Below are 22,393 nucleotides of genomic sequence, written 5' to 3' on the forward strand. Positions count from 1 at the left end.
GGCGGCAATACACCAGCCACGCGATGGCCGAGATCCTGCGCGACAACGGCATCACCCAGAGCATGAGCCGGAAGGGGAATTGCTGGGACAACGCGGTGGTGGAACGGGTATTTGCCACCCTCAAAGGGGAGTGGCTGTACTCCAAATATCCCACTCGACAGGAGGCTGCAGCAGACATCGAACAATTTGTGAACTGGTACAACCACCGTCGGCTGCACAGTGCCAACGGCCTTGTGCCACCTGCGCTCCGTGAAGTGCAGGTGGCCTGAACTCCCTCTGGGAGTGTCCAGAAGTACTTGACCACCACAGGTTTACTGCGTGTCCTGCGCAGCCCACCCCGCCCGGTCTACTCCGATGGGCTGCTTCCGGCGACCAACCACGAGGGGCTCCGCCGTTGGCTGGAACCCATCATTCCACGCGGGAATTGGCGCGCCGGCCCCGCTGGGCCTACCATCGGCGGTCCCCACCCCCACCACCCCTTCCATGTCCGCTCCCGCTTCCACCGCGCCGCGCCGCTGGTTCGTCGCTGGCGACTTCAACGGCTTCTTCGGCCTGGTCGTCGACAACCTCTCCATCCTCGGCTTCATCGCCATGGCCCTGGTCGGGATGTTCCAGTTCCCCGCCGACGTGGTCTTCGGCCGCATGTTCCCCGGCACCGCCTTGGGCGTGCTGGTCGGCAACCTGCTGTACACCCTGATGGCACGGCGCCTGGCCGCACGTACCGGGCGCGACGACGTCACCGCCATGCCGCTGGGCCTGGATGCGCCGACCAGCATCGGCATGGCACTGCTGGTGCTGGGCCCGGCCTTCCTGGCCTTCAAGCAGCAGGGCATGGACCCGCATGCCGCGGCCATCGCCACCTGGCAGCTGGGCATGGCCTCGCTGGTCATCATGGGCGTGCTCAAGCTGATCCTGTCCTTCTTCGGTGAAGCGGTGACCCGCGCGCTGCCACGTGCCGCGCTGCTGGGCTCCATCGCTGGCATCGCACTGGTGCTGATGGGCCTGCTGCCGCTGCTGGAAACCCTGCGCTCGCCGCTGGTCGGCTTCACCACGCTGGGCCTGCTGCTGTACGTGCTGATCGCCAAGGGCAAGCTGCCGCTGCGTGGCCCCGGTGTGCTGCTGGCGTTCGTGTTCGGCACCGTCCTGTATTACGGGCTTGGCCTGGCCGGGCTGGGTGTGCCCGGCTTCCAGATTCCGGCCTGGGTGCCTCCGCAGGTGGTACTGCCGCTGCCGACGTTGGGCTTCATCGAGGGCCTGCCGACCGCGATGACCTACCTGCCGCTGCTGCTGCCGTTCGGCCTGCTGATGGTGGTCGGTGGCATCAACGTCTCCGAGAGCGCGCGCGCGGCCGGCGATGACTACCGCACCCGCGACATCCTGCTGGTGGAAGCGGTGGCCACGCTGGTCGCTGGCGTCTGTGGCGGCGTTGCACAGACCACGCCATACATCGGTCAGCCGGCCTACAAGCACATGGGCGCGCGCAGCGGCTACACGCTGCTGACCGGCCTGTTCGTCGGCATCGGCGGCATGCTCGGCATCATTTCCGGGCTGGTGCAGTGGCTGCCGCTGGCGGTGCTGGCGCCGATCATCGTGTACGTGTCGATCGACATCACCACCCAGGCGTTCCAGGCGACGCCGCGCCAGCATGCCGGCGCGATGGTGCTGGGCTTCCTGCCGTCGGCGGCCTACCTGCTGGCGATCAAGGCGCCGGGCTGGATTCCTGCCGAGCAGATGGGCGCACTGCTGACCCACGTCGATGGCCACGGCCTGCCGGAGCTGGCGGTGATCTTCGCGCTGGGCAACGGCTTCATCATTACCTCGATGCTGTGGATCGCCACCGTCGCGGCGATGGTTGATGGCCGCCTGCGCCGCGCCTGTGGCTTCCTGCTGGTGGCCGCGGTGCTCACCCTGTTCGGCCTGATCCATTCGGTGGATCCGCGCGGCGGCATCTACCTGCCGTGGGATCTGCAGGGGCTGGCCCGTGTCATCAGCTGGCAGTTCGCCGGCGCGTATGTGGCCTTGGCCATCCTGTTGGGGCTGCTGTCGTTGCAGAAGCAGGCGGTGAAGCCGCTGGCTGAAAACGCCCATTGACCGGTAGCGCCGGGCCATGCCCGGCGTTGGGTTGCGTTGCCGCCGGGCATGGCCCGGCACTACCGCTCTGAATCCAGCTCCGGGTAATGCCGGAAGATGCCGTTGCTGTTGAAGGCGAGCCGCCGCTCCGAAGCGAGATAGGCGGCGATGCCGGGCCGTTGTTGCACCCGATCCTTCAACGCGCGCAGCAGTGGCAACGTGGGCCACAGCGCCTGCATGCGGCGCGGAAACATGTAGTCCAGCCCACTCAGCAGCTGGAACAGTGACAGATCCACGTAGGAGTGTTCGCGCAACGGGTGGCGACCGCCGTTGGCCTTCAGCACCTGCTCGAAGTAGCCGAGGAACTTCGGCAGGCGCTCACCGCGCATCGCTGCTGCGCGCGCCTTCGCTTCGGTCTTCTGGTCCTCGTAGTACTTCGACGCGGCAATGGGATGGTGGGTGTCGTGCACCTCGGCCACCAGATCGGCGATGGTCAGCTGCCACTGCAGCGCCTGCATGCGCCGCGAGGCGGCCTGCGGGACCAGATCCAGCGTCGGGCCGAGGAAATCGAGAATGGCCGCAACCTGTGCGATGACCTGTCGCCCGGCCTTCAGGAACGGTGGCGCGAAAGGTTGCGCACCTTCGTTGTGGCCGTCGAGGAACGGCTGCATCACGGCATCGCCATGCACCCGCGCCATGTCGACATAGTCGGCGCCGGCATCTTCCAGCGCCAGCCGCACGAATTCGCCACGGCCCTGGATGCCGGTCCAGTAGTACAGCGCGTACTGCATGAAGACGTCTCCACCAGGCAAGAACAACAGGGTCGCGCGTACCGCGCAAAGCAGGCGTGAACCACAACGCCAGCGGAATGGATGGGGAACCCTGCCGAACGAGGGGAGTCACACCTTGTCCATGCAGGTGAAAAGCGAGGTACTGCATCATGCAGAGTGGAAAAGCGGTCTGGCCCTGGGTTCTGGGCGTGGTGGTGGTGGGCGGCGCGGGCACATGGTTGTTCCGCGACCAGTTGCAGGGCCTGGCAGATGGCGTATCGGTGCCAGTGCAATCCACCCCGACGGCGGCAGGAGCTGCACCGAAGCCCGCTGCTACCCAGGACCCCGCACCACCGCCGATCAGGCATCCGTTGGATTCGGAGGCGGCCGCCGATCCGGCGCTGCCGAAGCTGGCTGACAGCGATGCCGCTGCCTGGAGCGCATTGAGCGAACTGTTCAAGGGCGAGGGTGCGTTGACTGCGCTGCTGCGTGATCACCTGATCCAGCGGCTGGTCACCCAGATCGACAACCTGGACAAGGCCAGTGTGCCGCCTACCGCGCTGGCCGCTCGGCCGCTGCCGGGCAGCCTGCAGGTGGAGCAGGGAGAGGGCGGCGAACGTATCGCTGCGGCCAATGCCGCGCGCTATGCGCCCTATGTGCAGGCCTTCACGGCGCTTGACCCGGCGGCGGCGGCCATGGCCTACAAGCGCTTCTATCCGTTGATCCAGCAGGCCTACGTCGATCTGGGGAAGCCCAATGGCTACTTCAATGACCGCCTGGTGTCAGTCATCGATCATCTGCTGGACACCCCTGAGCTGGCTCAAGCACCGCTGGTGGAGCGCGATGAGCGCGGACGCTACCGCTTCGTCGATGCCACCCTGCAGTCGCGTTCGATCGGCCAGAAGGCCTTGCTGCGCATGGACGCGGCGCAGGCGCGGGCGGTCAAGCAGCAGCTGCGGGCGATCCGGGGCGCGATCACCCGTTGAGAGCCCCCATCGTGCGGATCTGATCCGGATCAACGCGCCGACAACACCCCGTCCGGCATGCTGGCCGCAGGCTGACTGGCCTTCGAATGCAGTCGCAGCCACCCTTGAAACCGGGTGGGGCAACCGCATCTTTCCAGCATCGCCGGCGCGGCCGGCCAAGATGACCGATGAGGTTCCGCAATGCGCATGGACAAGCTCACCTCGCGTTTCCAGCAGGCGCTGGCAGACGCGCAGTCGCTGGCGGTAGGCCGCGACAACAGCATCATTGAACCGGTACATGTCTTCAGTGCCCTGCTGGACCAGCAGGGCGGCAGCACCCGGCCGTTGCTGGCCCAGGCCGGCGTCAACGTGCCGGTGCTGCGCGAGCGCCTGGACGAGGCGCTTGAAGCGCTGCCGAAGGTGTCCGGCCAGGCCGGCAACCTGTCGATCGGCAACGATCTCAACCGCCTGCTCAACCACACCGACAAGCTGGCACAGCAGCAGGGCGATGCCTTCATCGCCAGCGAGTGGTTCGTGCTGGCCGCGCTGGAAGACGGTGGCACGCTGGGCATGGCGCTGCGCGCTGCCGGTGCCGACAAGGCGCGCCTGCAGACCGCCATCGACAAGCTGCGTGGCGGCGAGAACGTGCAGTCGGAGAACGCCGAGGAACAGCGGCAGGCGCTGGAGAAGTACACCATCGACCTGACCGCGCGTGCCGAGAGCGGCAAGCTCGACCCGGTGATCGGCCGCGACGAGGAAATCCGCCGCACCATCCAGGTGCTGCAGCGTCGTACCAAGAACAACCCGGTGCTGATCGGCGAACCCGGCGTGGGCAAGACTGCCATCGTCGAAGGCCTGGCCCAGCGCATCATCAACGACGAAGTGCCCGAAGGCCTGCGTGGCAAGCGCGTGCTGTCGCTGGACATGGGCGCGCTGATCGCCGGTGCGAAGTTCCGCGGCGAATTCGAGGAGCGCCTGAAGGGCGTGCTCAACGACCTGGCCAAGAGCGAAGGGCAGATCATCCTGTTCATCGATGAGCTGCACACCATGGTCGGCGCGGGCAAGGCCGACGGCGCGATGGATGCCGGCAACATGCTCAAGCCCGCACTCGCACGCGGTGAGCTGCACTGCGTCGGTGCGACCACGCTGGACGAATACCGCAAGTACATCGAGAAGGATGCCGCGCTGGAGCGCCGCTTCCAGAAGGTGTTCGTGGGTGAGCCGACGGTGGAGGACACCATCGCGATCCTGCGCGGCCTGAAGGAAAAGTACGCGGTGCATCACGGGGTGGAGATCACCGACCCGGCCATCGTCGCCGCGGCCACGCTGTCCAACCGCTACATCACCGACCGCCAGCTGCCGGACAAGGCCATCGACCTGATGGACGAAGCCGCTTCACGCCTGCGCATGGAGATCGACTCCAAGCCGGAGGAACTGGACCGGCTGGAGCGTCGCCTGATCCAGTTGAAGATCCAGCGCGAGATGCTGAAGAAGGAAAAGGACGATGCCTCGCGGCAGCGTCTGGCCGATCTGGAAAACGATATCGACGCGCTGGAGCGCGAGTTCTCCGATCTGAACGAGGTCTGGAAGTCGGAGAAGGCCGCGCTGCAGGGCACGACCAAGCTCAAGGAACAGGTCGAGCAGGCCAAGGTTGAACTGGAGTCGGCGCAGCGCCGGCAGGATTTCGCGCGCATGAGCGAGATCCAGTATGGCGTGCTGCCGCAGCTGGAGAAGCAGCTGGCGGCCGCCCAGGAAGTGGAGAACCACGACTTCAAGCTGGTGCAGGACCGCGTCACCGACGAGGAGATCGCCGAAGTCGTCTCGCGTTGGACCGGCATCCCGGTCAACAAGATGCTGGAAGGCGAGCGCGACAAGCTGCTGCGCATGGAAGAGGTGCTGCACAACCGCGTGGTCGGCCAGGAAGAGGCGATCAAGGTGGTGTCCGACGCAGTGCGTCGTTCGCGCGCTGGCTTGTCCGATCCGAATCGACCGGGTGGCTCGTTCCTGTTCCTGGGCCCGACCGGCGTGGGCAAGACCGAACTGTGCAAGTCGCTCGCCGAGTTCCTGTTCGACAGTGCCGACGCGATGATCCGCATCGACATGAGCGAGTTCATGGAGAAGCACAGCGTCGCACGCTTGATCGGTGCGCCCCCGGGCTATGTGGGCTACGAGGAAGGTGGATACCTCACCGAGGCCGTGCGCCGTCGCCCGTATTCGCTGATCCTGCTGGATGAGGTGGAGAAGGCGCATCCGGATGTGTTCAACATCCTGCTGCAGGTGCTGGACGATGGTCGCCTGACCGACGGCCAGGGCCGCACGGTGGACTTCCGCAACACCGTCATCGTGATGACCTCCAACCTGGGTTCGCACCAGATCCAGGACATGAGTGGCGATGACACACCGGAGGCCTACACGCAGATGAAGGCGGCGGTGATGGGCGTGGTGCAGGCGCACTTCCGTCCGGAGTTCATCAACCGGCTGGACGACATCGTGGTGTTCCATCCGCTGGACAAGCAGCAGATCAAGCAGATCGCGCGCATCCAGATGCGCGGCCTGGAAAAGCGTCTGGCCGAGCGTGGCCTGAAGCTGATGGTGTCCGACGCGGCGTTCGATCTGCTCGGGAACGTTGGCTTCGATCCGGTGTACGGTGCGCGTCCGCTGAAGCGTGCGATCCAGGCACAGCTGGAAAACCCGTTGGCGCAGCAGATCCTGTCCGGTGCCTTCGCTAACGGCGATACCATCGAAGTGGGCAACGACGGCGGCCATCTGGTGTTCGCCAAGGCCTGAGCCGAACGGGGCGCTGCATGATTGCAGCGCCCCGTTTCCGTTATAGCGACCGGCCGCCTCCGGCGCTTGCCGGCAAGTCTCAGAACCGGTGCGTATACCCGGTCATCAAGCCGAACTGGTTGGCCTTCTGCACGATCGGGCTGTCGGCCGCATCGCCCAGCAGGCGGGTGCCTTCCACGGCGATGTACCAGTTGCCGTTGCGGCCGGCGCGATGGCTCCATTTCATGCCCAGGCCGGCGCTGACCAGACCAGCCTTGGGCTTGTGCTGGGCGAAACCGGTGCGAGCGGCCTGGTCAGGGCTGACGCCATACCAGGTCTGCATGTAACCGCGGTTGCCGTAGTCGGTGGAGACGCTGCCGCTGACCACGCCACCGGCCAGATCGAACAACGGCATCTCCAGGTTCAGATGGATCTGCTGGGTCGCAAGGCCGTTGTCGCCCTTGTCGTCGTCTTTCAGCGTGTACTGCCAGGAACCGCTCAGCACCGCCTCACCCAGCGTATAACCAGCCGCCAGGCCGACCAGGGGCCGGGTATCGATATCACCCATGCCACGCAGGAAGTCCGAGCCGCCGAGGATCGAGTTCTTCTCGCGGCGGCTGCCGCTGCCACCGACGTAGGCACGCACGCGGGTGTGTTCGCCGATCGCCGTACCCCAACCCGCACCGCTGGTGCCCAGAAACCAACCGCCCGGCGAGGTCACATCGAAGGACAGTGTCGGCGCGGCCTGGAATTCCTCGCTGCCGCTGTAACGCGGGGCGACACCGCCGCCAGCAGCAAGCTCGAAGGTCCACTGGTCATCCTTGGCATGCGCTGCGGACGTTGCGAACAAGGGCAACAGGACCAAGCCGAGCAGGGTGGGGAAACGGCGAAGGTGGGACATGGCAACTCTCTACATTGGGAGGAAGTGCAGCGCGCGCATCCGGCGCGTGCTGCAGGGTCGCCAGCGTGGCGGGACGCCGGCGACCAATCCGTCCGCAGTTGTGCGGGAGTTGTAAGCAACTGTAAGCGCGGCCTGTGCCGTTCAGCTGGCAGCCATTGGCCAGTGCATTTCCAGGCGCGCGCCACCGAGGGTCGCGCGCCCCACGCGGAGCTCTCCGTGGTGACGAACCGCGATGCGCCCGGCGATGGCCAGGCCCAGGCCGAAGCCACCCGTGTCGCGGCTGCGGCTGTCATCCAGACGAGTGAACGGGCGCAGCACCTTCTCGCGATCAGCTTCGGCGATGCCGGGGCCATCGTCGTCCACGCGCAGGCAGGCCTTGCCGGCCACGCTGACCAGTGACACCTCCACACGGGTGCGTGCATAACGCATCGCGTTGCCGACCAGGTTGCTCAGGGCCAGCTGCAGCAGCCGCGGCTCGGCATCCACGCGTGGCAACGCACTGGGCCACACCTGCAGCACCAGGCCCGCGCGCTCGGCATCGCGGCGCGCGTCTTCCATGCAGGCCTGGAGCCAGTTGTTTGCTTCGATCCGTTGCATGGGTTCGGCATCGTTGGGATGCTCAAGCCGCTCGTACGCCAGCAGCTCGCTGACCAACCGGTTGAGCTCGGCCAGGTCGCCATGCAGGCCGGCAGCGAGGTGTGCCCGCCGCGCCGGATCGTTGCTGTCCTGCATCAGATCCAGGCCGAAGGCCAGGCGTGCGATCGGCGTGCGCAGCTCATGGGAAATGGCATGGGTAAGATCGCGCTGCCGTTGCACCAGTTCGGCCACGCGCGCTGCCATGCGGTTGGAATGCTCGACGATGACCCGGATCTGCGAACGCGGCGATACCTGCGCACGCGCCTGCAGGTCGCCGGCACCGATGCGGTCTGCATGACCCCGTAGCGCCTCCAGGTCGCGCCACAGCAGGCGTACCCACGCATAGAGGCAAGCGCCGACCAGCAGCAGGATGCACAGGTACGCGGCGACGGTCATGTACAGCGTCATCTGCACTTCGCCGGGAAAGCGCAGCTGCAGCCAGCGTCCGTCAGCACCATCGATGGGCAGCAGGACCTGCTGGTAGCGGTCGCGGACGATGAAGCCGTCCCCGCGCAGGGTACTGCGCTCTTCGTCATCGAGCTGTGGCGGTGCATCCAGCAGCGACAGGGCAACGCCGTAGTGTGGTTGCCACTGCGCCAGACGCTGCTGTTGCTGCGGGCGGTCCAGACCGGCCAGTCCGCTGCGCAGCGCATACACCTGGCCGCGCACCTGTTCGACGAAGACGCGTTCCTGCAGGGGCGTGTAGATGCGGTCCAGCAGCTGGTTGAGGCTGAACACCGACACCAGCAGGCAAGCGCCGGTGACGAACCACAACCACAGGAACAGGCGCTTCACGCCGACCAGGCCGACGGGTTGAACTGGTAGCCACGGCCCCAGACGGTCTTGATCCGGCGCGGTTCGCGCGCGTCGTCACCCAGCTTGCGGCGCAGCTTGCCGATGCAGACATCCACGCTGCGGTCCAGGCCATCGAAGCCGATACCACGTGCCGCCTGCAGGATCTGGTCGCGCGAGAGGATCTGCCCGGGCTGGCTGGCCAGCAGCCAGAGGATTTCGAATTCGGTGGTGCCCAGTTCCACCGGCTGCCCATGCAGGTGAACCTCGCGCTGCACGCGATCGATCAGCAGTTCGCCATGCATCAGCCGGCACGGTACGCCGGCAGGGCCGCTGCCATGGCGACGACGCAGCAGCGCGCGCAGGCGTGCCAGCAGCAGGCGCGGCTCGATCGGCTTGTGCACGTAGTCATCGGCGCCGGACTCCAGGCCCAGCACCTGTTCGATATCGTCCTCGCACGCCGTCAGCATCAGGATCGGCACGTCGGAAAAACTGCGGATCTGCCGGCACACATCAATGCCACCGAGGCCAGGCAGCATCAGGTCCAGCACCACCAGTTCCGGCGCGTGCTGGCGGCAGGCCGCGCTGGCCAGGTCGCCACGCGGCACGTGCTGCACGGCAAATCCATGTTCGCGCAGATAGTCGCTGACCAGCTCGGCCAGGCGGCGGTCGTCCTCGACCAGCAGCACCTGGGTCGGGGTGCCGGCGGCGGGAGTCCACGGGGAGGGCTGCATCGGTAGGGCGTCCTTGTCCGGGGCGAAGGGCCCGGCGGCGAAGCCTAGCAATGGCCCATGACGTCTGCCTGAATCCCGGGCAACCTGATAACCGCCGGTACTGGCGTCATCGCCAGCGGCTCTCAGTGGCGGTCGAAGGCAGGCCTATGGTGGGCGTTTCCCCGGATGGAGCCTGGCGCAATGAGCGATCCGCAGTGGCAACTGGAAACCCTGGCAGTGCACGGCGGCTACCGTCCCGAGCCGACCACCCGCGCGGTGGCGGTGCCGATCTACCAGACCGTGGCCTACGCATTCGATGATACCCAGCACGGAGCGGACCTGTTCGACCTGAAGGTACCGGGCAACATCTATACGCGCATCATGAACCCCACCACCGACGTGCTGGAGCAGCGCGTGGCGGCACTGGAAGGGGGCATCGGCGCGTTGGCACTGGCCTCGGGGCAGGCGGCGATCACCTATGCGATCCAGACCATTGCCGAGGCCGGCGACAACATCGTCGCCGCCAGCGCGCTGTACGGCGGCAGCCTCAATCTGCTGGCGCACACACTGCCGCAGTACGGCATCCAGACGCGTTTCGCCGATCCGGCCGACCCGTCTGCGTTCGCAGCCCTGATCGATGCGCGCACCAAGGCCGTGTTCGTCGAGTCGATCGGCAACCCGCGCGGCAACGTCACCGACATTGCCGCGATCGCCGAGGTCGCGCATGCGGCAGGCGTGCCGCTGATCGTCGACAACACGGTAGCCACGCCGTTCCTGCTGCGCCCGTTCGAACATGGCGCCGACATCGTGGTGCACTCGCTGACCAAGTACCTCGGCGGCCACGGCACCAGTCTGGGGGGGGCGATCGTCGACTCGGGCCGTTTCGACTGGACGGCGCAGCCGCAACGCTTCGCCCGCTTGAACCAGCCCGACCCGAGTTATCACGGTGTGGTCTACACCGAAGCGCTCGGCGCGGCGGCCTACATCGGCCGTGCGCGGGTGGTGCCGTTGCGCAATACCGGCGCCGCGTTGTCACCGTTCAATGCCTTCCTGATCCTGCAGGGCATCGAGACCCTGGCCCTGCGCATGGAGCGGATCAATGCCAATGCGCTGGCCGTGGCGGAGTACCTGCGCGCGCATCCGAAGGTGGCGTGGGTGCGTTATGCCGGGTTGCCCGACGACCCCGAACACGCGGCGGCGCAGCGCTATCTGGGCGGCCACGGCTCCGGCGTGCTGACCTTCGGCCTGCCGGGCGGGCGTGTTGCCGGCGCGCGTTTCCTTGATGCACTGAAGCTGTTCACCCGGCTGGTGAACCTGGGGGATGCGAAGTCGCTGGCCACCCATCCGGCGTCGACCACCCATCGCCAGCTGGATGCGGCCGAGCTCGCCAGGGCCGGGGTCAGCGAGGACACCGTGCGCCTGTCGATCGGCATCGAGCACATCGGCGACCTGCGCGCTGACCTGGAGCAGGCGTTGGATGACGCCTGATAGCCGCCGGCTTGGTTGTCATCGCCACAGGCGATCACCACCGCCGTAGGAACGCGCTACGGTAGAGACGCTCTCCAAGGGCGTGGCGATATCATCCCCGGCCGATGCGGGTCGGCCGGGGATTCTTTTGGGCGCAACCCACCCCGGTAGATCCACGCCATACGTGGATGAATCTCAATCGAAATCCAATAGTCCGACGACAAGCATCCACGCATGACGTCGATCGACGTGTCGACCAAGGTCGACACCCACCAAGATCAGGCCATGCCATTCCAGCAGATCGCGGAAATCTGTCGAAGGCGGGGTGGGTCCGGTTGCAGGGGCGTGAGCGCCATGGATGGCGCGACCGAGCCTCCATGGACGGATTCACGGCGTCCCCTGCAACCGGACCCACCCCGCCAACCCACAGGAAGCCAGCTTTTGCTGTTGCCGTTGCCGTTGCGGTTGCCGGCCAGCGGCCGGCACTACCGCGGGTGCAGGGTGCAGGGCGCAGCCCTGCCGCACACCCCTCACACCACCGGAATGCTGTGCTGCCCGAGGTTGCGATACGGCGGGGTCGCCATCACCATTTCGGCCAGCGAGTAGGCCAGCTCGCGCTCCGCCCTCACGGTACCGTCGGCACCGTGTTCAAGCAGATGCTTCACTTCGGCATCGCTGTGCGCGCGCGCCAGCAGGGTCAGGTCAGGGTTGATCGCACGCAGCTTGGCCAGTGTCTCACCGGCTTCCAGCGGCTGCGGGATCGCCAGCACCGCGATCTTCGCGCGCTCGGGATGGGCCTCGGCCAGGACCTTGTCCGAAGCGGCGCTGCCGCGGATGCCGGGCAGGCCGGCCGCATGTGCTTCGGCCACGTGTTCCTTGTTGTCGTCGATGATCATCACCGGCACGCCACGGTCGCGCAGCACCTGTGCCAGCGCACTGCCGACGCGGCCGTAGCCGATGACGATGGCATGGTCGTGCAGGTCCAGCGACGGCCCAGGCGGCAGCTCGGTCTCCACCGCGGTGGGCGTGGTTTCCTGGTGCTTCAACAGCCAGCGGTCGAGCAGGCCGAACACCAGCGGATTGAGCATGATCGAGATCAGCGCGCCGGCCAGCACCAGCGCCTGGCCGGTGGGCGGCAGGATCTTCAGGGTCACGCCGAGGCCGGCGATGATGAAGGCGAACTCGCCGATCTGCGCCAGGCTGGCCGAGATCGTCAACGCGGTGCCGGTGGGATGGCCGAACGCGCGCACGATGAAGAAGGCCGCCGCCGATTTGCCGAACATGATGATGCCGGCCGTAGCCAGCACCTGCCAGGGGTGCTCGATCAGGATGCCGGGATTGAACAGCATGCCCACCGAGACGAAGAACAGCACCGCGAATGCATCACGCAGCGGCAGTGAATCGCTGGCCGCCTTGTGGCTGAGTTCGGACTCATTGAGCAGCATGCCGGCGAAGAACGCGCCCAGCGCGAACGACACGCCGAACAGCATCGCCGAACCGAACGCCACGCCGAGTGCGATCGCCAGCACCGACAGGGTGAACAGTTCGCGTGAGCCGGTACCGGCGATGCGCTCCAGGATCCACGGAATGACCCGGCGGCCGACCACCAGCATCACTGCAACGAACAGGCCCAGCTGCACGAACGTCCAGCCAATGCTGGCCAGCACGCTGCCGATGGTGTGGTGTTCGTTGGCCGCGTCGGGCCCGAACACCCCGGCCATCACCGGCATCATCACCAGTGCCAGCACACAGGCCAGGTCTTCGACGATCAGCCAGCCGACTGCGATCTTGCCGCGCTGGGTTTCCAGCAGGCGGCGCTCTTCCATCGCGCGCAGCAGCACCACGGTACTGGCCGTGGCCAGCGCGAAACCGAACACCACGCCGTGGATGACCGGCCAGCCCATCAGCGCCGCCAGCCCCCAGCCGAGCAGGGTGGCGACCAGGATCTGGCCGATGGCACCGGGAATGGCGATGGCCTTGACCGCCATCAGGTCCTTCAGCGAGAAGTGCAGGCCGACGCCGAACATCAGCAGCATCACGCCCAGTTCGGCCAGCTGGTTGGCCAACGCTTGGTCGGCGACGAAGCCCGGAGTGAACGGACCGACGCAGATGCCAGCAACCAGGTAACCGACCAGAGGAGACAAGCGGAGCTTGTTGGCCAGCGCGCCGAAGATGAAGGCGAGCCCGAGACCAACGGCAACGATGTTGATCAGGTCGGTGTCATGGTGCATCGGCTCTCGCAGAAAACAGGGGGGGTACCCCGATTTTCACCGATGCGGCCAGATACGGCAAACCCGCAGGCCATGATTCGTGGCCTGCGGGTGCCCGCGCGTTGTTGCCGGCCAGCGGCCGGCACTACCAGGGCAGCCGCCGGGCAGGGCCCGGCGCGCCCGCTACCGCTTACCAGTTGTACTTGATCCGCCCATACACGTACGCGCCATTGAAGCCGAACGGCGAGTAGTTGCTGTACGGCAGCATGCCGAAGGTCGAGTTCTGCAGATCCTCGGTGCGGTCCGGGTACTCGTTCAGCAGGTTGTCGGCACCCACCGTCAGCGTCCAGTTCGCGCTCGGCTTGTAGCTGGCCGAAGCATCCAGCACCCACTTGTCGCCGTAGGTCTGGTCACGCGCGGCCGTGGCCGAGTTGCGCACGGTGAACTTGCCGTAGCGGGTCGCCGCCAGGCCCAGCTCCCAGTGGTCCGAGCGCCAGGTGCCGCTGAGGATGGTCTTGTCGTGCGGGTAGCTGTCTTCGATGCGGCCGATCTCATCGCGGCCGATCAGCGACTGGGTCAGGCCCAGCGTGCCGAACACCGCCGGCGTGCCACCCACGCGCTGTACTTCGGTGTCGTTGTAGCTGTACGCCGCGGTCAATTCCAGGCTGCTGGCGCTGAACGGCACGGTGTAGCTGGACACGAAGTCGACGCCGCGGGTGCGGGTGTCCAGGCCATTGGTGAAGTACGAGAACGCGGTGACCTGCGGCAGGCCCAGCCCGGACAGCAGCGCACTGGAAGCGGCGTTGGTGGTGATGCTGGAAGACAGCGCGATGCGGTTGTCGATGTCGATCTGATACGCATCGACGGTGACGTACAGGCGGTCGATCGGCTGCAGTACCAGGCCCAGGCTGTAGGAGGTGGACGTCTCCGCCTTCAGCGGCGAAGCGCCCAGCGCCTGCGCGGCCTGGCTGGTGGTCGGGAAGGTGCCGCGTTCGACGAACACACCGTTGGTGAACTGGCTGGTCACCGCCTGGTAGCCTTGCTGCGGCAGCGACGGTGCGCGGAAGCCGCTGGAGGCGGTTGCCCGCAGCGCGACCTTGTCGGTGAACGCGTAGCGCGCCGACAGCTTGCCGGAGAAGCGGTCGCCGAAGTCCGAGTAATCCTCGTAGCGGCCGGTGATGCCGGCCGAGAACTTCTCGGTCAGGTCCGCTTCCAGGCCCGCATAGACCGCGTAGTTGTGGCGGTCGGTGTGTACTTCGTTGGTCGGGGTGAAGCCGGCGAAGCCCTGCGCGCCGGTGCCGGTGTAGGAGTTCAGTTCACCCGGGTTCTGGTCCCACTTCTCGCGACGGTACTCACCGCCGAAGGACAGCGTGACCGGATAGGCCAGGCCCCAGTCCAGCGACTTGGTCAGGTCGGCGTTGAAGATGTCCTGCTGGTACTTCAGCGTACCGTCGTAGAACGAACGCGGGCTGGTCGCGCCCAGGCTGTAGTTGATGCTGTTGCGGGTGTGGAAATCCAGGGTGTTCTCGCCGTGGTTCAGGCTCAGGTCCCAGGTCCAGCCGTTGTCGGTGTTGCCTTTGACGCCGGCCACCAGCGAGCGGTCCTTGGAGTACTGGTTGATCTGCGGCACGTAGCCGTCCGGGTAGGTCTGCGCCAGCAGCGCGCTCTGCCCACTGTGGTTGCGCGAACGGTAGAACGCGAACGAGGTGATGTCGCGGTTGCTGAGCAGCGCGCTCGCATAGCCGGTCACGTGGTCGCTGAAATCAAAGCTGGCATTGACCGAGGCAGCGGTGGCGTCGACCTTCGGGTCGCCGACGATGAAGGTGGTCTGGCCAACGCTGGGGAAGTTGCCGGTGTTCGGCGTGGTGCCGCGGTACGGGCCGGCGCGGTCGCTCTCGTCCTGCTGGCTGATCTGGCCGGCCACATGCACGCGGCCACGGCCGTTGCCGAACTCCACGCCGGTATCGCCGGACAGCTGGTACTTGTTGCCGTCGCCGGCCGAATACTGGCCGTAGTCGACGGCCAGGCTGCCGCCACTGCCGCTGCCCTTCAGCACGATGTTGATGACGCCGGCGATGGCATCCGAACCGTACTGTGCGGAGGCGCCGTCACGCAGCACCTCGACGCGCTCGATGGCGGCGATCGGAATCGCGTTGATGTCCACCGCCGACGAACCACGGCCGATGCTGCCGTTGACGTTGATCATCGCCGAGGTGTGGCGGCGCTTGCCGTTGACCAGCACCAGCACCTGGTCCGGCGACAGGCCGCGCAGCTGTGCCGGGCGCACACCGCTGGTGCCGTCGGTCAGTGCCGGGCGCGGGAAGTTCAGCGACGGCAGGGCGCGCGACAGCGCCGTGGCCAGCTCACCGGTACCGGTGGACTGCAGGATCTCGGGGGTGATGATGTCGATCGGCGACTGCGATTCGGCGACCGTTCGGTCGGCCACGCGGGTGCCGGTGACGATCACCGTATCCAGGGTGTTGGCGGCGGTGCCGGCCTGTTGGGCGGCGGCAACGAACGGAGAACCACCGAGTGCGACAGCGACGGCGGCGGCGATCAGGCTGGTCTTGCGGGTCATCGGGAGGGGGCTCCGGTTGGCGGGATGGCACCGGAATCGACATCACGGGGGTGAGCGGACGACGGTTGTTGCGGTGCGCAATACAGGAATTAACGGGATATTCAGCGCCTGTCAAATGCCGGTCATCAGAAAAAACGTTGCAGCAGCAACCATTTAGCTGCGACGGGGCAGTGACGGGGGAGGGGCCCGGGAGGCGCGCGGACAGGACGTGGGAGAGAGGAACGTCGCCCGCCGCGCATCCCGGGGCGCGTCAAGTATTCGTTAACGTTAGAATTGCGTCGCAGGAACAGTGCTTACCAGCACATTCCATTCGGTTATATGGACGCCTCCCCCCATGATTTCGCTTCGTAATTTCGCCTTGCGCCGCGGCGAGCGGCTGCTGTTGTCCAATGTCGACCTGACTCTGCATGCCGGTTACCGGGTAGGCGTGGTCGGCCGCAACGGCGCTGGCAAGTCCAGCCTGTTCGCGGCGGTGAAGGGCGAGCTGGAGGCCGACAAGGGTGACGTCGACCTGCCCGGCAAGATCCGCATCGCCAGCGTCGCCCAGGAAACCCCGTCGCTGCCGGACCCGGCGCTGAGCTTCGTGCTGGGCGGTGACGTCGAGGTTGCCGCCGTGCTGGCTGCCGAGGCCGAAGCCACCGCCCGTGAAGACTGGGAAGCGGTGGCCGAGGCGCATACGCGCATGGCCGAGCTGAACGCCTACGACGCCGAAGCGCGCGCCGGCAAGCTGCTGCATGGCCTGGGTTTCCCGGCGGAAACGCACCACCGCGCGGTGTCCTCGTTCTCCGGCGGCTGGCGCGTGCGCCTGAACCTGGCCCGCGCGCTGATGATGCCCAGCGACCTGCTGCTGCTCGACGAACCGACCAACCACCTGGATCTGGACGCGGTGTACTGGCTGGAACAGTGGCTGCTGAAGTACCCGGGCACCCTGCTGCTGATCTCGCATGACCGCGAGTTCCTCGACAACGTCGCCACCCACACCCTGCACCTGCACGGTGGTGGCGCCAAGCTTTACCCGGGCGGCTACACCGACTTCGAACGCCAGCGCGCCGAACAGCTGCGCCAGCAGCAGATCGCGCACGAGAAGGAGCAGGCCGAGCGCGCCCATCTGCAGAGCTTCATCGACCGTTTCAAGGCGCAGGCCAGCAAGGCAGCGCAGGCGCAGAGCCGGATGAAGCGACTGGCCAAGCTGGCCGGTACCGAGGCGGTGCGCGCCGAGCGCGAGTTCCGTATCGAGTTTGCGCCGCCGGCCAAGCTGCCGTTCTCGCTGATCCGCCTGAACCACGTCGAGGCCGGCTACGGCAGTGACTCGGTGATCCTGCACAACGTGGGCTTCGGCCTGGAAGCGGGCCAGCGCATCGGCCTGCTGGGCCCCAACGGCGCCGGTAAGACAACGCTGGTGAAGACCCTGGTGGGCGAACTGGCACCGATCGCCGGCGAGCGCGCCGCCCATCCGGACCTGCGCATCGGCTACTTCGCCCAGCACACGGTCGAGTCGCTGCATGAAGGCCAGTCGCCGATGGAACACTTCCGCGACCTGGCCCCGGATGCACCGAACCAGTCGTTCCGCGATTTCCTCGGCAAGTGGAATTTCCCGGGCGACCGTGCCTTCGAACCGGTGGACGGCTTCTCCGGCGGCGAGCGCGCACGCCTGGCGCTGGCGTTGATCGCCTGGCAGCAGCCGAACGTGCTGCTGCTGGACGAACCGACCAATCACCTTGACCTCGAAATGCGCGAAGCGCTGGCTGAAGCCCTGGCCGATTTCGACGGCGCGATCGTGATGGTTTCGCATGATCGCCATCTGATCGGCCTGGTCTGCGACACCTTCTGGCGCGTGGCCGATGGCGTGGTCGAACCGTTCGACGGCGACCTCGACGCGTACGCTGCCTGGCTGCGCACGCGCCCGCAGGCGCAGGGCACCAAGGTACGCATGGAGCAGGTGGAGGAGCCGGTGGTGGTCAAGACCGCACCGGTCGCGCAGATGGTGCAGAAGAAGCCGGTCAACCCGCACAAACTGGCCAGTGCCGAAGCCAAGGTCGCCGAGCTGGAAGGCGTGCTGGCAGAACTGGACCGGCAGCTTGCTGACTCGAGCAACTATGCCGATGCCACGCGCATGGCGGTGCTCGGCCGCGACCGCGAAGCCACCGCCGCGCAGCTGGAAAAGGCCGAAGCGGCCTGGATGGAACTGCTGGAATCCTGATTCCATCGGTAGCGCCGGGCCATGCCCGGCGGCTTTTCCCATCCGCTGCGCTCGCCGGGCATGGCCCGGCGCTACCCGCGGCGCACGTGTTTCATCCCTGCGCCTGCAGCCATTCGCGGAACCGCTTGGCCGGTTCCCGCTCTGCGCGTGAGCGCAGCCGGGTCAGCCAGTAGCGGCCCAGTTCCAGCGTGGTGGCAAACGGTTGCAGCAGCCGGCCCTCGGCCAGGTCCGCCTCGAACATGCGCAGTGGCAGCAAGGCCACGCCTGCGCCACCGGCGGCAGCGACGGCCAGCGTCAACGACGAATCGAACACCGGGCCGCGTGCTTCCACGCCGTTGGCCCCGGCCATCTGCAGCCACCGTGGCCATTCGTCGCTGCGGTACGAACGCAGCAGCGGCAAGGCCGCCAGGTCGCGCGGATGTTTCAGCCGCCGTGCCAGTGCCGGTGCACACAACGGCGCGAACGGCGCGTCCAGGATCGCCGTGCAGGTCTGCCCCTGCCAGTCGCCATCACCGAAACGGATCGCCAGGTCCAGGCCTTCACCGGCCAGGTCGATGCGGTTGTTGTGGGTCTGCAGCCGCAGCTCGATATCCGGGTGCGCGGCGTCGAACGCGGCCAGCCGCGGCAGCAGCCAGCCGGTGGCGAAGGTGCCGACCACCCCGATCGTCAGCACTTCCCGTGCCGGGCCGCCGGTGTAGCGGGCGATGCTGGCTGAAATGCGCTCGAAGGATTCATTGAGCACCGGGTACAGCGCTGCTCCTTCCTCGGTCAACGCCACGCCGCGGGGCAGGCGATGGAACAGGCGGACGCCCAGACGGTCCTCCAGCCCGCGTATCTGGTGGCTCAGCGCGGCCTGGCTGACACAGAGTTCCAGGGCCGCGCGGGTGAAATTCTGGTGCCGGGCCGCGGCTTCGAAGGCACGCAGCGCATTCAGCGGCAGGGTGGGGTGGAGCATGGACAGGTGTGAGGTGTGGTGATGGCTGATCCTAGCTTGACAGATCGAACCCCCATCGTGGCGTGATCTTCTTTTTGACAGGCATCAATTTACCTCATGCCTGTCCCTGAAAATTCCCGCTGGTGGCCCTACGTCATCCCTTCCAATAATCGGGCACGTTTACCGGAGCCCATCCATGTACGCTCGCCGTCGATTCCTGCAGTTCACTGGTGCCGCCCTCGCATCCTCCCTGCTCGCGCCTGCACTGGCGCGGAGCGCCACGCCTGCGGCCGTTGCGCCGGCCACGCCCGCCGCCATTGCCGGAGCCGCCGATTTCCCCGCGCTGGAAAAGGCCAGCGGCGGCCGGCTGGGCGTGACGGTGCTCGACACCGGCAGCGGCCGCCGCATCGGCGGGCATCGCCAAACCGAGCGCTTCCCGATGTGCAGCACCTTCAAGTCGATGCTGGTGGCCCATGTGCTGAGCCTGGCCGACGCCGGTCGCCTCTCGCTCGACACCCGCGTCCCGGTCGCCGAGAAGGACCTGCTGTCCTACGCCCCGGTGGCCCGCCGCCACGTCGGCAAGGACCTGAGCGTGCGCGACCTATGCCGCGGCACCCTGACCACCAGCGACAACACCGCGGCCAACCTGCTGCTGGGGGTGACCGGCGGGCCGGCGGCACTGACCGCCTTCCTGCGCGACCACGGCGACCGCGTGACCCGCAACGACCGCTACGAGCCGGACATGAACCGCTTCGCCGCAGGCGATCCGCGCGATACCACCAGTCCGGCGGCCATGGCTGCCAGCCTGGCACGGTTCGCCGTGGGTGATGGTCTCTCCGCCGCATCGCGCCAGCAGTTCGCCGACTGGCTGATCGACAACCAGACCGGTGACGCCTGCCTGCGCGCAGGGCTGGGCAAGCGCTGGCGCGTGGGTGACAAGACCGGCAGCAACGGCGAGGACACCCGCAACGATATTGCCGTGCTGTGGCCGCGTGCGGGCGGCACGCCCTGGGTGATCACCGCTTATCTGCAGGGTGCTTCGGTGGACGAGGAACAGCGAGCGGCCGTGCTGGCGCAGGTGGGTCGGATCGCCGACCAGTTGATCGGCTGAGGCAACGGGTTCTTCATCGGCGGCTTGCCCCACGGTGCGCGAACCCGCATCCTGCGCGCCTTCGATCCACACGGAAGTCCCCGATGAGTCATGAACTGGTCTACCTGCTGCTGATCTTCGCGCTGCTGGTGATTCCGCGCGCGCTGCAGCGGTTCAGCCTGCCCGCGCCCCTGACCTGCCTGCTGTTCGGCATCATCGGCATGCTCTGGCTGGGCGACCAGGCGCACGACACGGTCATCGGACTGCTGGCCACGCTGGGTATCTCTTCGCTGTTCCTGTTCGCCGGCCTGGAAGTGGACCTGCAGGCCCTGCGGCGCGGCATGTGGCCGCTGCTGGCGCATCTGCTGATCCGCAGCGCGACCCTGTTCGGCGTCGGCTGGCTGGCCTGGCGTTATGCCGGTCTGCCATGGCAGGCAGCGGGGCTGCTGGCGCTGGCGCTGCTGACCCCGTCCACCGGTTTCATCATGGATTCGCTGTCGCGGCTGGGGCTGAGCGAGGACGAGCGGTTCTGGGTCACCAGCAAGGCCATCGCCGGTGAACTGCTGGCCCTGGCGGCGTTGTTCATCGTGCTGCAGGCCGGCGATCCTGGGCATATGGCACTGTCCAGCCTTGCGCTGTTGGCGATGATGATCGGCCTGCCACTGCTGTTCATCGCGCTCGGCCGCTGGGTCGCGCCGCATGCGCCGGGCTCGGAATTCTCGCTGCTGGTGATGGTCGGCATGGTGGCGGCCTACATCACCTACCTGCTGGGCGTGTACTACCTGGTCGGCGCCTTCATCGCCGGCCTGGTCGCCCGCCTGCTGCACCAGCGCATGCCGCTGCTGGCCTCGCACGAAAACCTGCATGCGCTGCGTCTGTTCGCTTCGTTCTTCGTACCGTTCTACTTCTTCAACGCCGGCACCAAGGTGCCCAGCGAAGCGCTGAGCTGGGAAGCGCTGGGGCTGGGCATCGTCATCACCCTGGTGGTGCTGCCGCTGCGCATCGCGGTGGTCTGGCTGCAGCGCCGCGTGATGTTCGGCGAAAGCTTCCGCAGCAGCCTGCGTGTGTCGCTGGCGCTGGCACCGACGTTGATCTTCACCCTGGTGCTGGCCGCGATCATGCGCGATCGCTTCCAGATTCCGGCGGTGCTGTTCGGCGCGTTGCTGCTGTACGCCGCATTGACCACGCTGCTGCCCTCGCTGGTGTTCCGCACGCCGTTCGATGTCGATCCGGTGGAGCAGGAGCCGGCAGGGCAGGGTGAAGATGCGCCGGTGGCGGCGACGGAAGTGGTTGCCGCGGCCCCTGCAACTGAGCGCTGAGGCAGATCCAGGGAGTGCGGTTTGCGCGCATCGGCCATGGCCGTTAGGGTTGGGGCATGAAACCGATCGCCGCTGTTGCTTCCGCCATCGCCCTGCTCGGCCTCGCCGCCTGCTCGCAGCCATCGCACACGGTCAACCACGATCTGGCGACCGCGCCGGCCGACGCCTTCATGGCCGCCATCGCAGCCCATTGCGGCCAGGCCTACGAGGGCAAGGTGGTGGAGGACACGCCGGCGCCCACCGGCAACGATCCCTTTGCCGGGCAGAAGCTGGTGATGCACGTGCGTGGCTGTGCCGACCCGGGGCATGAGCTGCGCATCCCGTTCCACGTGGGCGATGACCATTCGCGCACCTGGGTATTGACCCGCACCGAGCACGGCGTGCGCCTGAAGCACGACCACCGCCATGCCGATGGCAGCCCCGATGCGATCACCCTGTACGGCGGCGACAGCAAGCCGCCGGGCACCGCCGAACGCCAGCAGTTCCCCGCCGACGGCGAATCGGTGGCGATGTTCCGTCGTGCCGACATGCTGGCTTCAACCCACAACACGTGGGCGATGGAGATCGAGCCGGACCAGCGCTTCGTCTATGAGCTGACCCGTCCGGAGGGCCGTCGATTCCGGGTCCAGTTCGACCTCAGCAAGCCGGTCGCACTGCCGCCCGCCCCCTGGGGGGATCAGGCTTCGCCGGCACCCTGATTGCGGGGTCGGATCCCTCCTGTGGAGGGCTCCGACCACAGCATTGCACGCATCCAAGGGGCAGAGCCCTGGCCGTCGGCCAGGGATCCGACCCTGCCCTCAACGCGTGCCGAAGCGCGCCCGGCAGCCATTGCTGACCCACACGTTGCCGCGCGAGTAACCCCAGGTCCGGCCTTCCTGGCAGGCACTGCCGGACAGCTGCTGCTGCAGCACCGGCCGGCCCTGGCGTTCATCCCAGTTGCAGCTCTGCTGGCGGTTGTTGTTGCTGCTGCAGGTCACGGTGT

At 66.9% G+C, this 22,393-nt stretch carries 17 protein-coding genes; 9 read left to right on the forward strand and 8 right to left on the reverse strand.

All coding sequences use genetic code 11. The features are described 5' to 3' along the window. On the forward strand, nt 1–269 hold a 269-nt coding region (locus tag GIW57_RS23835; protein ID WP_157804824.1), incomplete at its 5' end, for an integrase core domain-containing protein. A 214-nt stretch (nt 270–483) separates the two neighbouring features. Beyond that, complete coding sequence (locus GIW57_RS21550; protein WP_236512788.1) at nt 484–2,091, forward strand: hypothetical protein; 1,608 nt, start codon at nt 484–486, stop codon at nt 2,089–2,091. 59 nt (nt 2,092–2,150) lie between these two features. Here GIW57_RS21550 and GIW57_RS21555 read toward each other — a convergent pair whose 3' ends face one another. After that, nucleotides 2,151–2,861, reverse strand: a complete 711-nt coding sequence (locus tag GIW57_RS21555; RefSeq protein ID WP_236512790.1) for a glutathione S-transferase — start codon at nt 2,859–2,861, stop codon at nt 2,151–2,153. A gap of 149 nt (nt 2,862–3,010) precedes the next feature. On the opposite strand from GIW57_RS21555, the gene GIW57_RS21560 reads away from it, so the two are divergent. Together GIW57_RS21560 and clpB are read left to right on the forward strand one after the other, a co-directional pair. Continuing rightward, nucleotides 3,011–3,826 carry a DUF3014 domain-containing protein gene (locus GIW57_RS21560; RefSeq protein WP_236512792.1) on the forward strand — a complete coding sequence of 272 codons (816 nt, stop codon included), beginning with the start codon at nt 3,011–3,013 and terminating at the stop codon, nt 3,824–3,826. 180 nt (nt 3,827–4,006) lie between these two features. After that, nucleotides 4,007–6,592 carry an ATP-dependent chaperone ClpB gene (gene clpB, locus GIW57_RS21565; RefSeq protein ID WP_236512794.1) on the forward strand — a complete coding sequence of 862 codons (2,586 nt, stop codon included), beginning with the start codon at nt 4,007–4,009 and terminating at the stop codon, nt 6,590–6,592. A 79-nt stretch (nt 6,593–6,671) separates the two neighbouring features. Here clpB and GIW57_RS21570 read toward each other — a convergent pair whose 3' ends face one another. From GIW57_RS21570 to GIW57_RS21580, 3 genes are all read right to left on the reverse strand, one after another. Next, entirely contained in the window at nt 6,672–7,472 is an 801-nt protein-coding gene (locus GIW57_RS21570) for a MipA/OmpV family protein (protein WP_236512796.1), read from the reverse strand. A 141-nt stretch (nt 7,473–7,613) separates the two neighbouring features. Further along, complete coding sequence (locus GIW57_RS21575) at nt 7,614–8,903, reverse strand: ATP-binding protein (RefSeq protein WP_236512798.1); 1,290 nt, start codon at nt 8,901–8,903, stop codon at nt 7,614–7,616. Beyond that, the gene (locus GIW57_RS21580; RefSeq protein WP_089236580.1) at nt 8,900–9,634 is read right to left on the reverse strand and encodes a response regulator transcription factor; all 735 of its coding nucleotides are present in this window, start codon (nt 9,632–9,634) and stop codon (nt 8,900–8,902) included. The genes GIW57_RS21575 and GIW57_RS21580 overlap by 4 nt, the downstream gene beginning before the upstream one ends. Nucleotides 9,635–9,814: 180 nt before the next feature. On the opposite strand from GIW57_RS21580, the gene GIW57_RS21585 reads away from it, so the two are divergent. Then, nucleotides 9,815–11,101, forward strand: a complete 1,287-nt coding sequence (locus GIW57_RS21585; protein WP_236512800.1) for an aminotransferase class V-fold PLP-dependent enzyme — start codon at nt 9,815–9,817, stop codon at nt 11,099–11,101. A 509-nt stretch (nt 11,102–11,610) separates the two neighbouring features. On the opposite strand, the gene ybaL is transcribed toward GIW57_RS21585, so the two are convergent. Together ybaL and GIW57_RS21595 are read right to left on the reverse strand one after the other, a co-directional pair. Continuing rightward, on the reverse strand, nt 11,611–13,311 hold the full coding sequence (gene ybaL, locus GIW57_RS21590; protein WP_236512802.1) for a YbaL family putative K(+) efflux transporter: 1,701 nt from the start codon (nt 13,309–13,311) through the stop codon (nt 11,611–11,613). 169 nt (nt 13,312–13,480) lie between these two features. Further along, complete coding sequence (locus tag GIW57_RS21595; protein WP_236512804.1) at nt 13,481–15,868, reverse strand: TonB-dependent receptor; 2,388 nt, start codon at nt 15,866–15,868, stop codon at nt 13,481–13,483. Between the two features lie 334 nt (nt 15,869–16,202). Here GIW57_RS21595 and GIW57_RS21600 point away from each other — a divergent pair, with 334 nt between their 5' ends. After that, on the forward strand, nt 16,203–18,068 hold the full coding sequence (locus GIW57_RS21600; RefSeq protein WP_099820896.1) for an ABC-F family ATP-binding cassette domain-containing protein: 1,866 nt from the start codon (nt 16,203–16,205) through the stop codon (nt 18,066–18,068). A gap of 91 nt (nt 18,069–18,159) precedes the next feature. On the opposite strand, the gene ampR is transcribed toward GIW57_RS21600, so the two are convergent. Then, a complete protein-coding gene (ampR, locus tag GIW57_RS21605) occupies nt 18,160–19,023 on the reverse strand; it encodes a LysR family transcriptional regulator AmpR (RefSeq protein ID WP_100460142.1) in 864 nt (287 codons plus the stop codon). Nucleotides 19,024–19,198: 175 nt separating this feature from the next. Here ampR and blaL2 point away from each other — a divergent pair, with 175 nt between their 5' ends. The 3 genes from blaL2 to GIW57_RS21620 all read left to right on the forward strand — a co-directional run bounded on the left by blaL2 (nt 19,199) and on the right by GIW57_RS21620 (nt 22,109). Continuing rightward, nucleotides 19,199–20,113 (forward strand): L2 family extended-spectrum class A beta-lactamase, encoded by a 915-nt coding sequence (gene blaL2 / locus GIW57_RS21610; RefSeq protein WP_100460141.1) that lies wholly within the window; start codon nt 19,199–19,201, stop codon nt 20,111–20,113. A gap of 83 nt (nt 20,114–20,196) precedes the next feature. Continuing rightward, entirely contained in the window at nt 20,197–21,411 is a 1,215-nt protein-coding gene (locus GIW57_RS21615; protein WP_236512806.1) for a cation:proton antiporter, read from the forward strand. A 56-nt stretch (nt 21,412–21,467) separates the two neighbouring features. Next, the gene (locus GIW57_RS21620) at nt 21,468–22,109 is read left to right on the forward strand and encodes a hypothetical protein (RefSeq protein ID WP_165377909.1); all 642 of its coding nucleotides are present in this window, start codon (nt 21,468–21,470) and stop codon (nt 22,107–22,109) included. 99 nt (nt 22,110–22,208) lie between these two features. On the opposite strand, the gene GIW57_RS21625 is transcribed toward GIW57_RS21620, so the two are convergent. Further along, the coding region (locus tag GIW57_RS21625; RefSeq protein ID WP_236512807.1) for a DUF3011 domain-containing protein at nt 22,209–22,393 on the reverse strand (185 nt) is incomplete at its 5' end.

It is taken from the genome of Stenotrophomonas sp. PA-6-5C (assembly GCF_021605635.1).
In the GTDB taxonomy this organism is placed as follows: domain Bacteria; phylum Pseudomonadota; class Gammaproteobacteria; order Xanthomonadales; family Xanthomonadaceae; genus Stenotrophomonas; species Stenotrophomonas lactitubi.

What these genes read in the sequence shown, in the direction of transcription:
- ampR (WP_100460142.1), bottom strand. Translation starts at nt 19,023, where the DNA reads ATGCTCCACCCCACCCTGCCGCTGAATGCGCTGCGTGCCTTCGAAGCC.
- GIW57_RS21585 (WP_236512800.1), top strand. Translation starts at nt 9,815, where the DNA reads ATGAGCGATCCGCAGTGGCAACTGGAAACCCTGGCAGTGCACGGCGGC.
- GIW57_RS21560 (WP_236512792.1), top strand. Translation starts at nt 3,011, where the DNA reads ATGCAGAGTGGAAAAGCGGTCTGGCCCTGGGTTCTGGGCGTGGTGGTG.
- ybaL (WP_236512802.1), bottom strand. Translation starts at nt 13,311, where the DNA reads ATGCACCATGACACCGACCTGATCAACATCGTTGCCGTTGGTCTCGGG.
- blaL2 (WP_100460141.1), top strand. Translation starts at nt 19,199, where the DNA reads ATGTACGCTCGCCGTCGATTCCTGCAGTTCACTGGTGCCGCCCTCGCA.
- clpB (WP_236512794.1), top strand. Translation starts at nt 4,007, where the DNA reads ATGCGCATGGACAAGCTCACCTCGCGTTTCCAGCAGGCGCTGGCAGAC.
- GIW57_RS21595 (WP_236512804.1), bottom strand. Translation starts at nt 15,868, where the DNA reads ATGACCCGCAAGACCAGCCTGATCGCCGCCGCCGTCGCTGTCGCACTC.
- GIW57_RS21600 (WP_099820896.1), top strand. Translation starts at nt 16,203, where the DNA reads ATGATTTCGCTTCGTAATTTCGCCTTGCGCCGCGGCGAGCGGCTGCTG.
- GIW57_RS21555 (WP_236512790.1), bottom strand. Translation starts at nt 2,861, where the DNA reads ATGCAGTACGCGCTGTACTACTGGACCGGCATCCAGGGCCGTGGCGAA.
- GIW57_RS21620 (WP_165377909.1), top strand. Translation starts at nt 21,468, where the DNA reads ATGAAACCGATCGCCGCTGTTGCTTCCGCCATCGCCCTGCTCGGCCTC.
- GIW57_RS21580 (WP_089236580.1), bottom strand. Translation starts at nt 9,634, where the DNA reads ATGCAGCCCTCCCCGTGGACTCCCGCCGCCGGCACCCCGACCCAGGTG.
- GIW57_RS21615 (WP_236512806.1), top strand. Translation starts at nt 20,197, where the DNA reads ATGAGTCATGAACTGGTCTACCTGCTGCTGATCTTCGCGCTGCTGGTG.
- GIW57_RS21550 (WP_236512788.1), top strand. Translation starts at nt 484, where the DNA reads ATGTCCGCTCCCGCTTCCACCGCGCCGCGCCGCTGGTTCGTCGCTGGC.
- GIW57_RS21570 (WP_236512796.1), bottom strand. Translation starts at nt 7,472, where the DNA reads ATGTCCCACCTTCGCCGTTTCCCCACCCTGCTCGGCTTGGTCCTGTTG.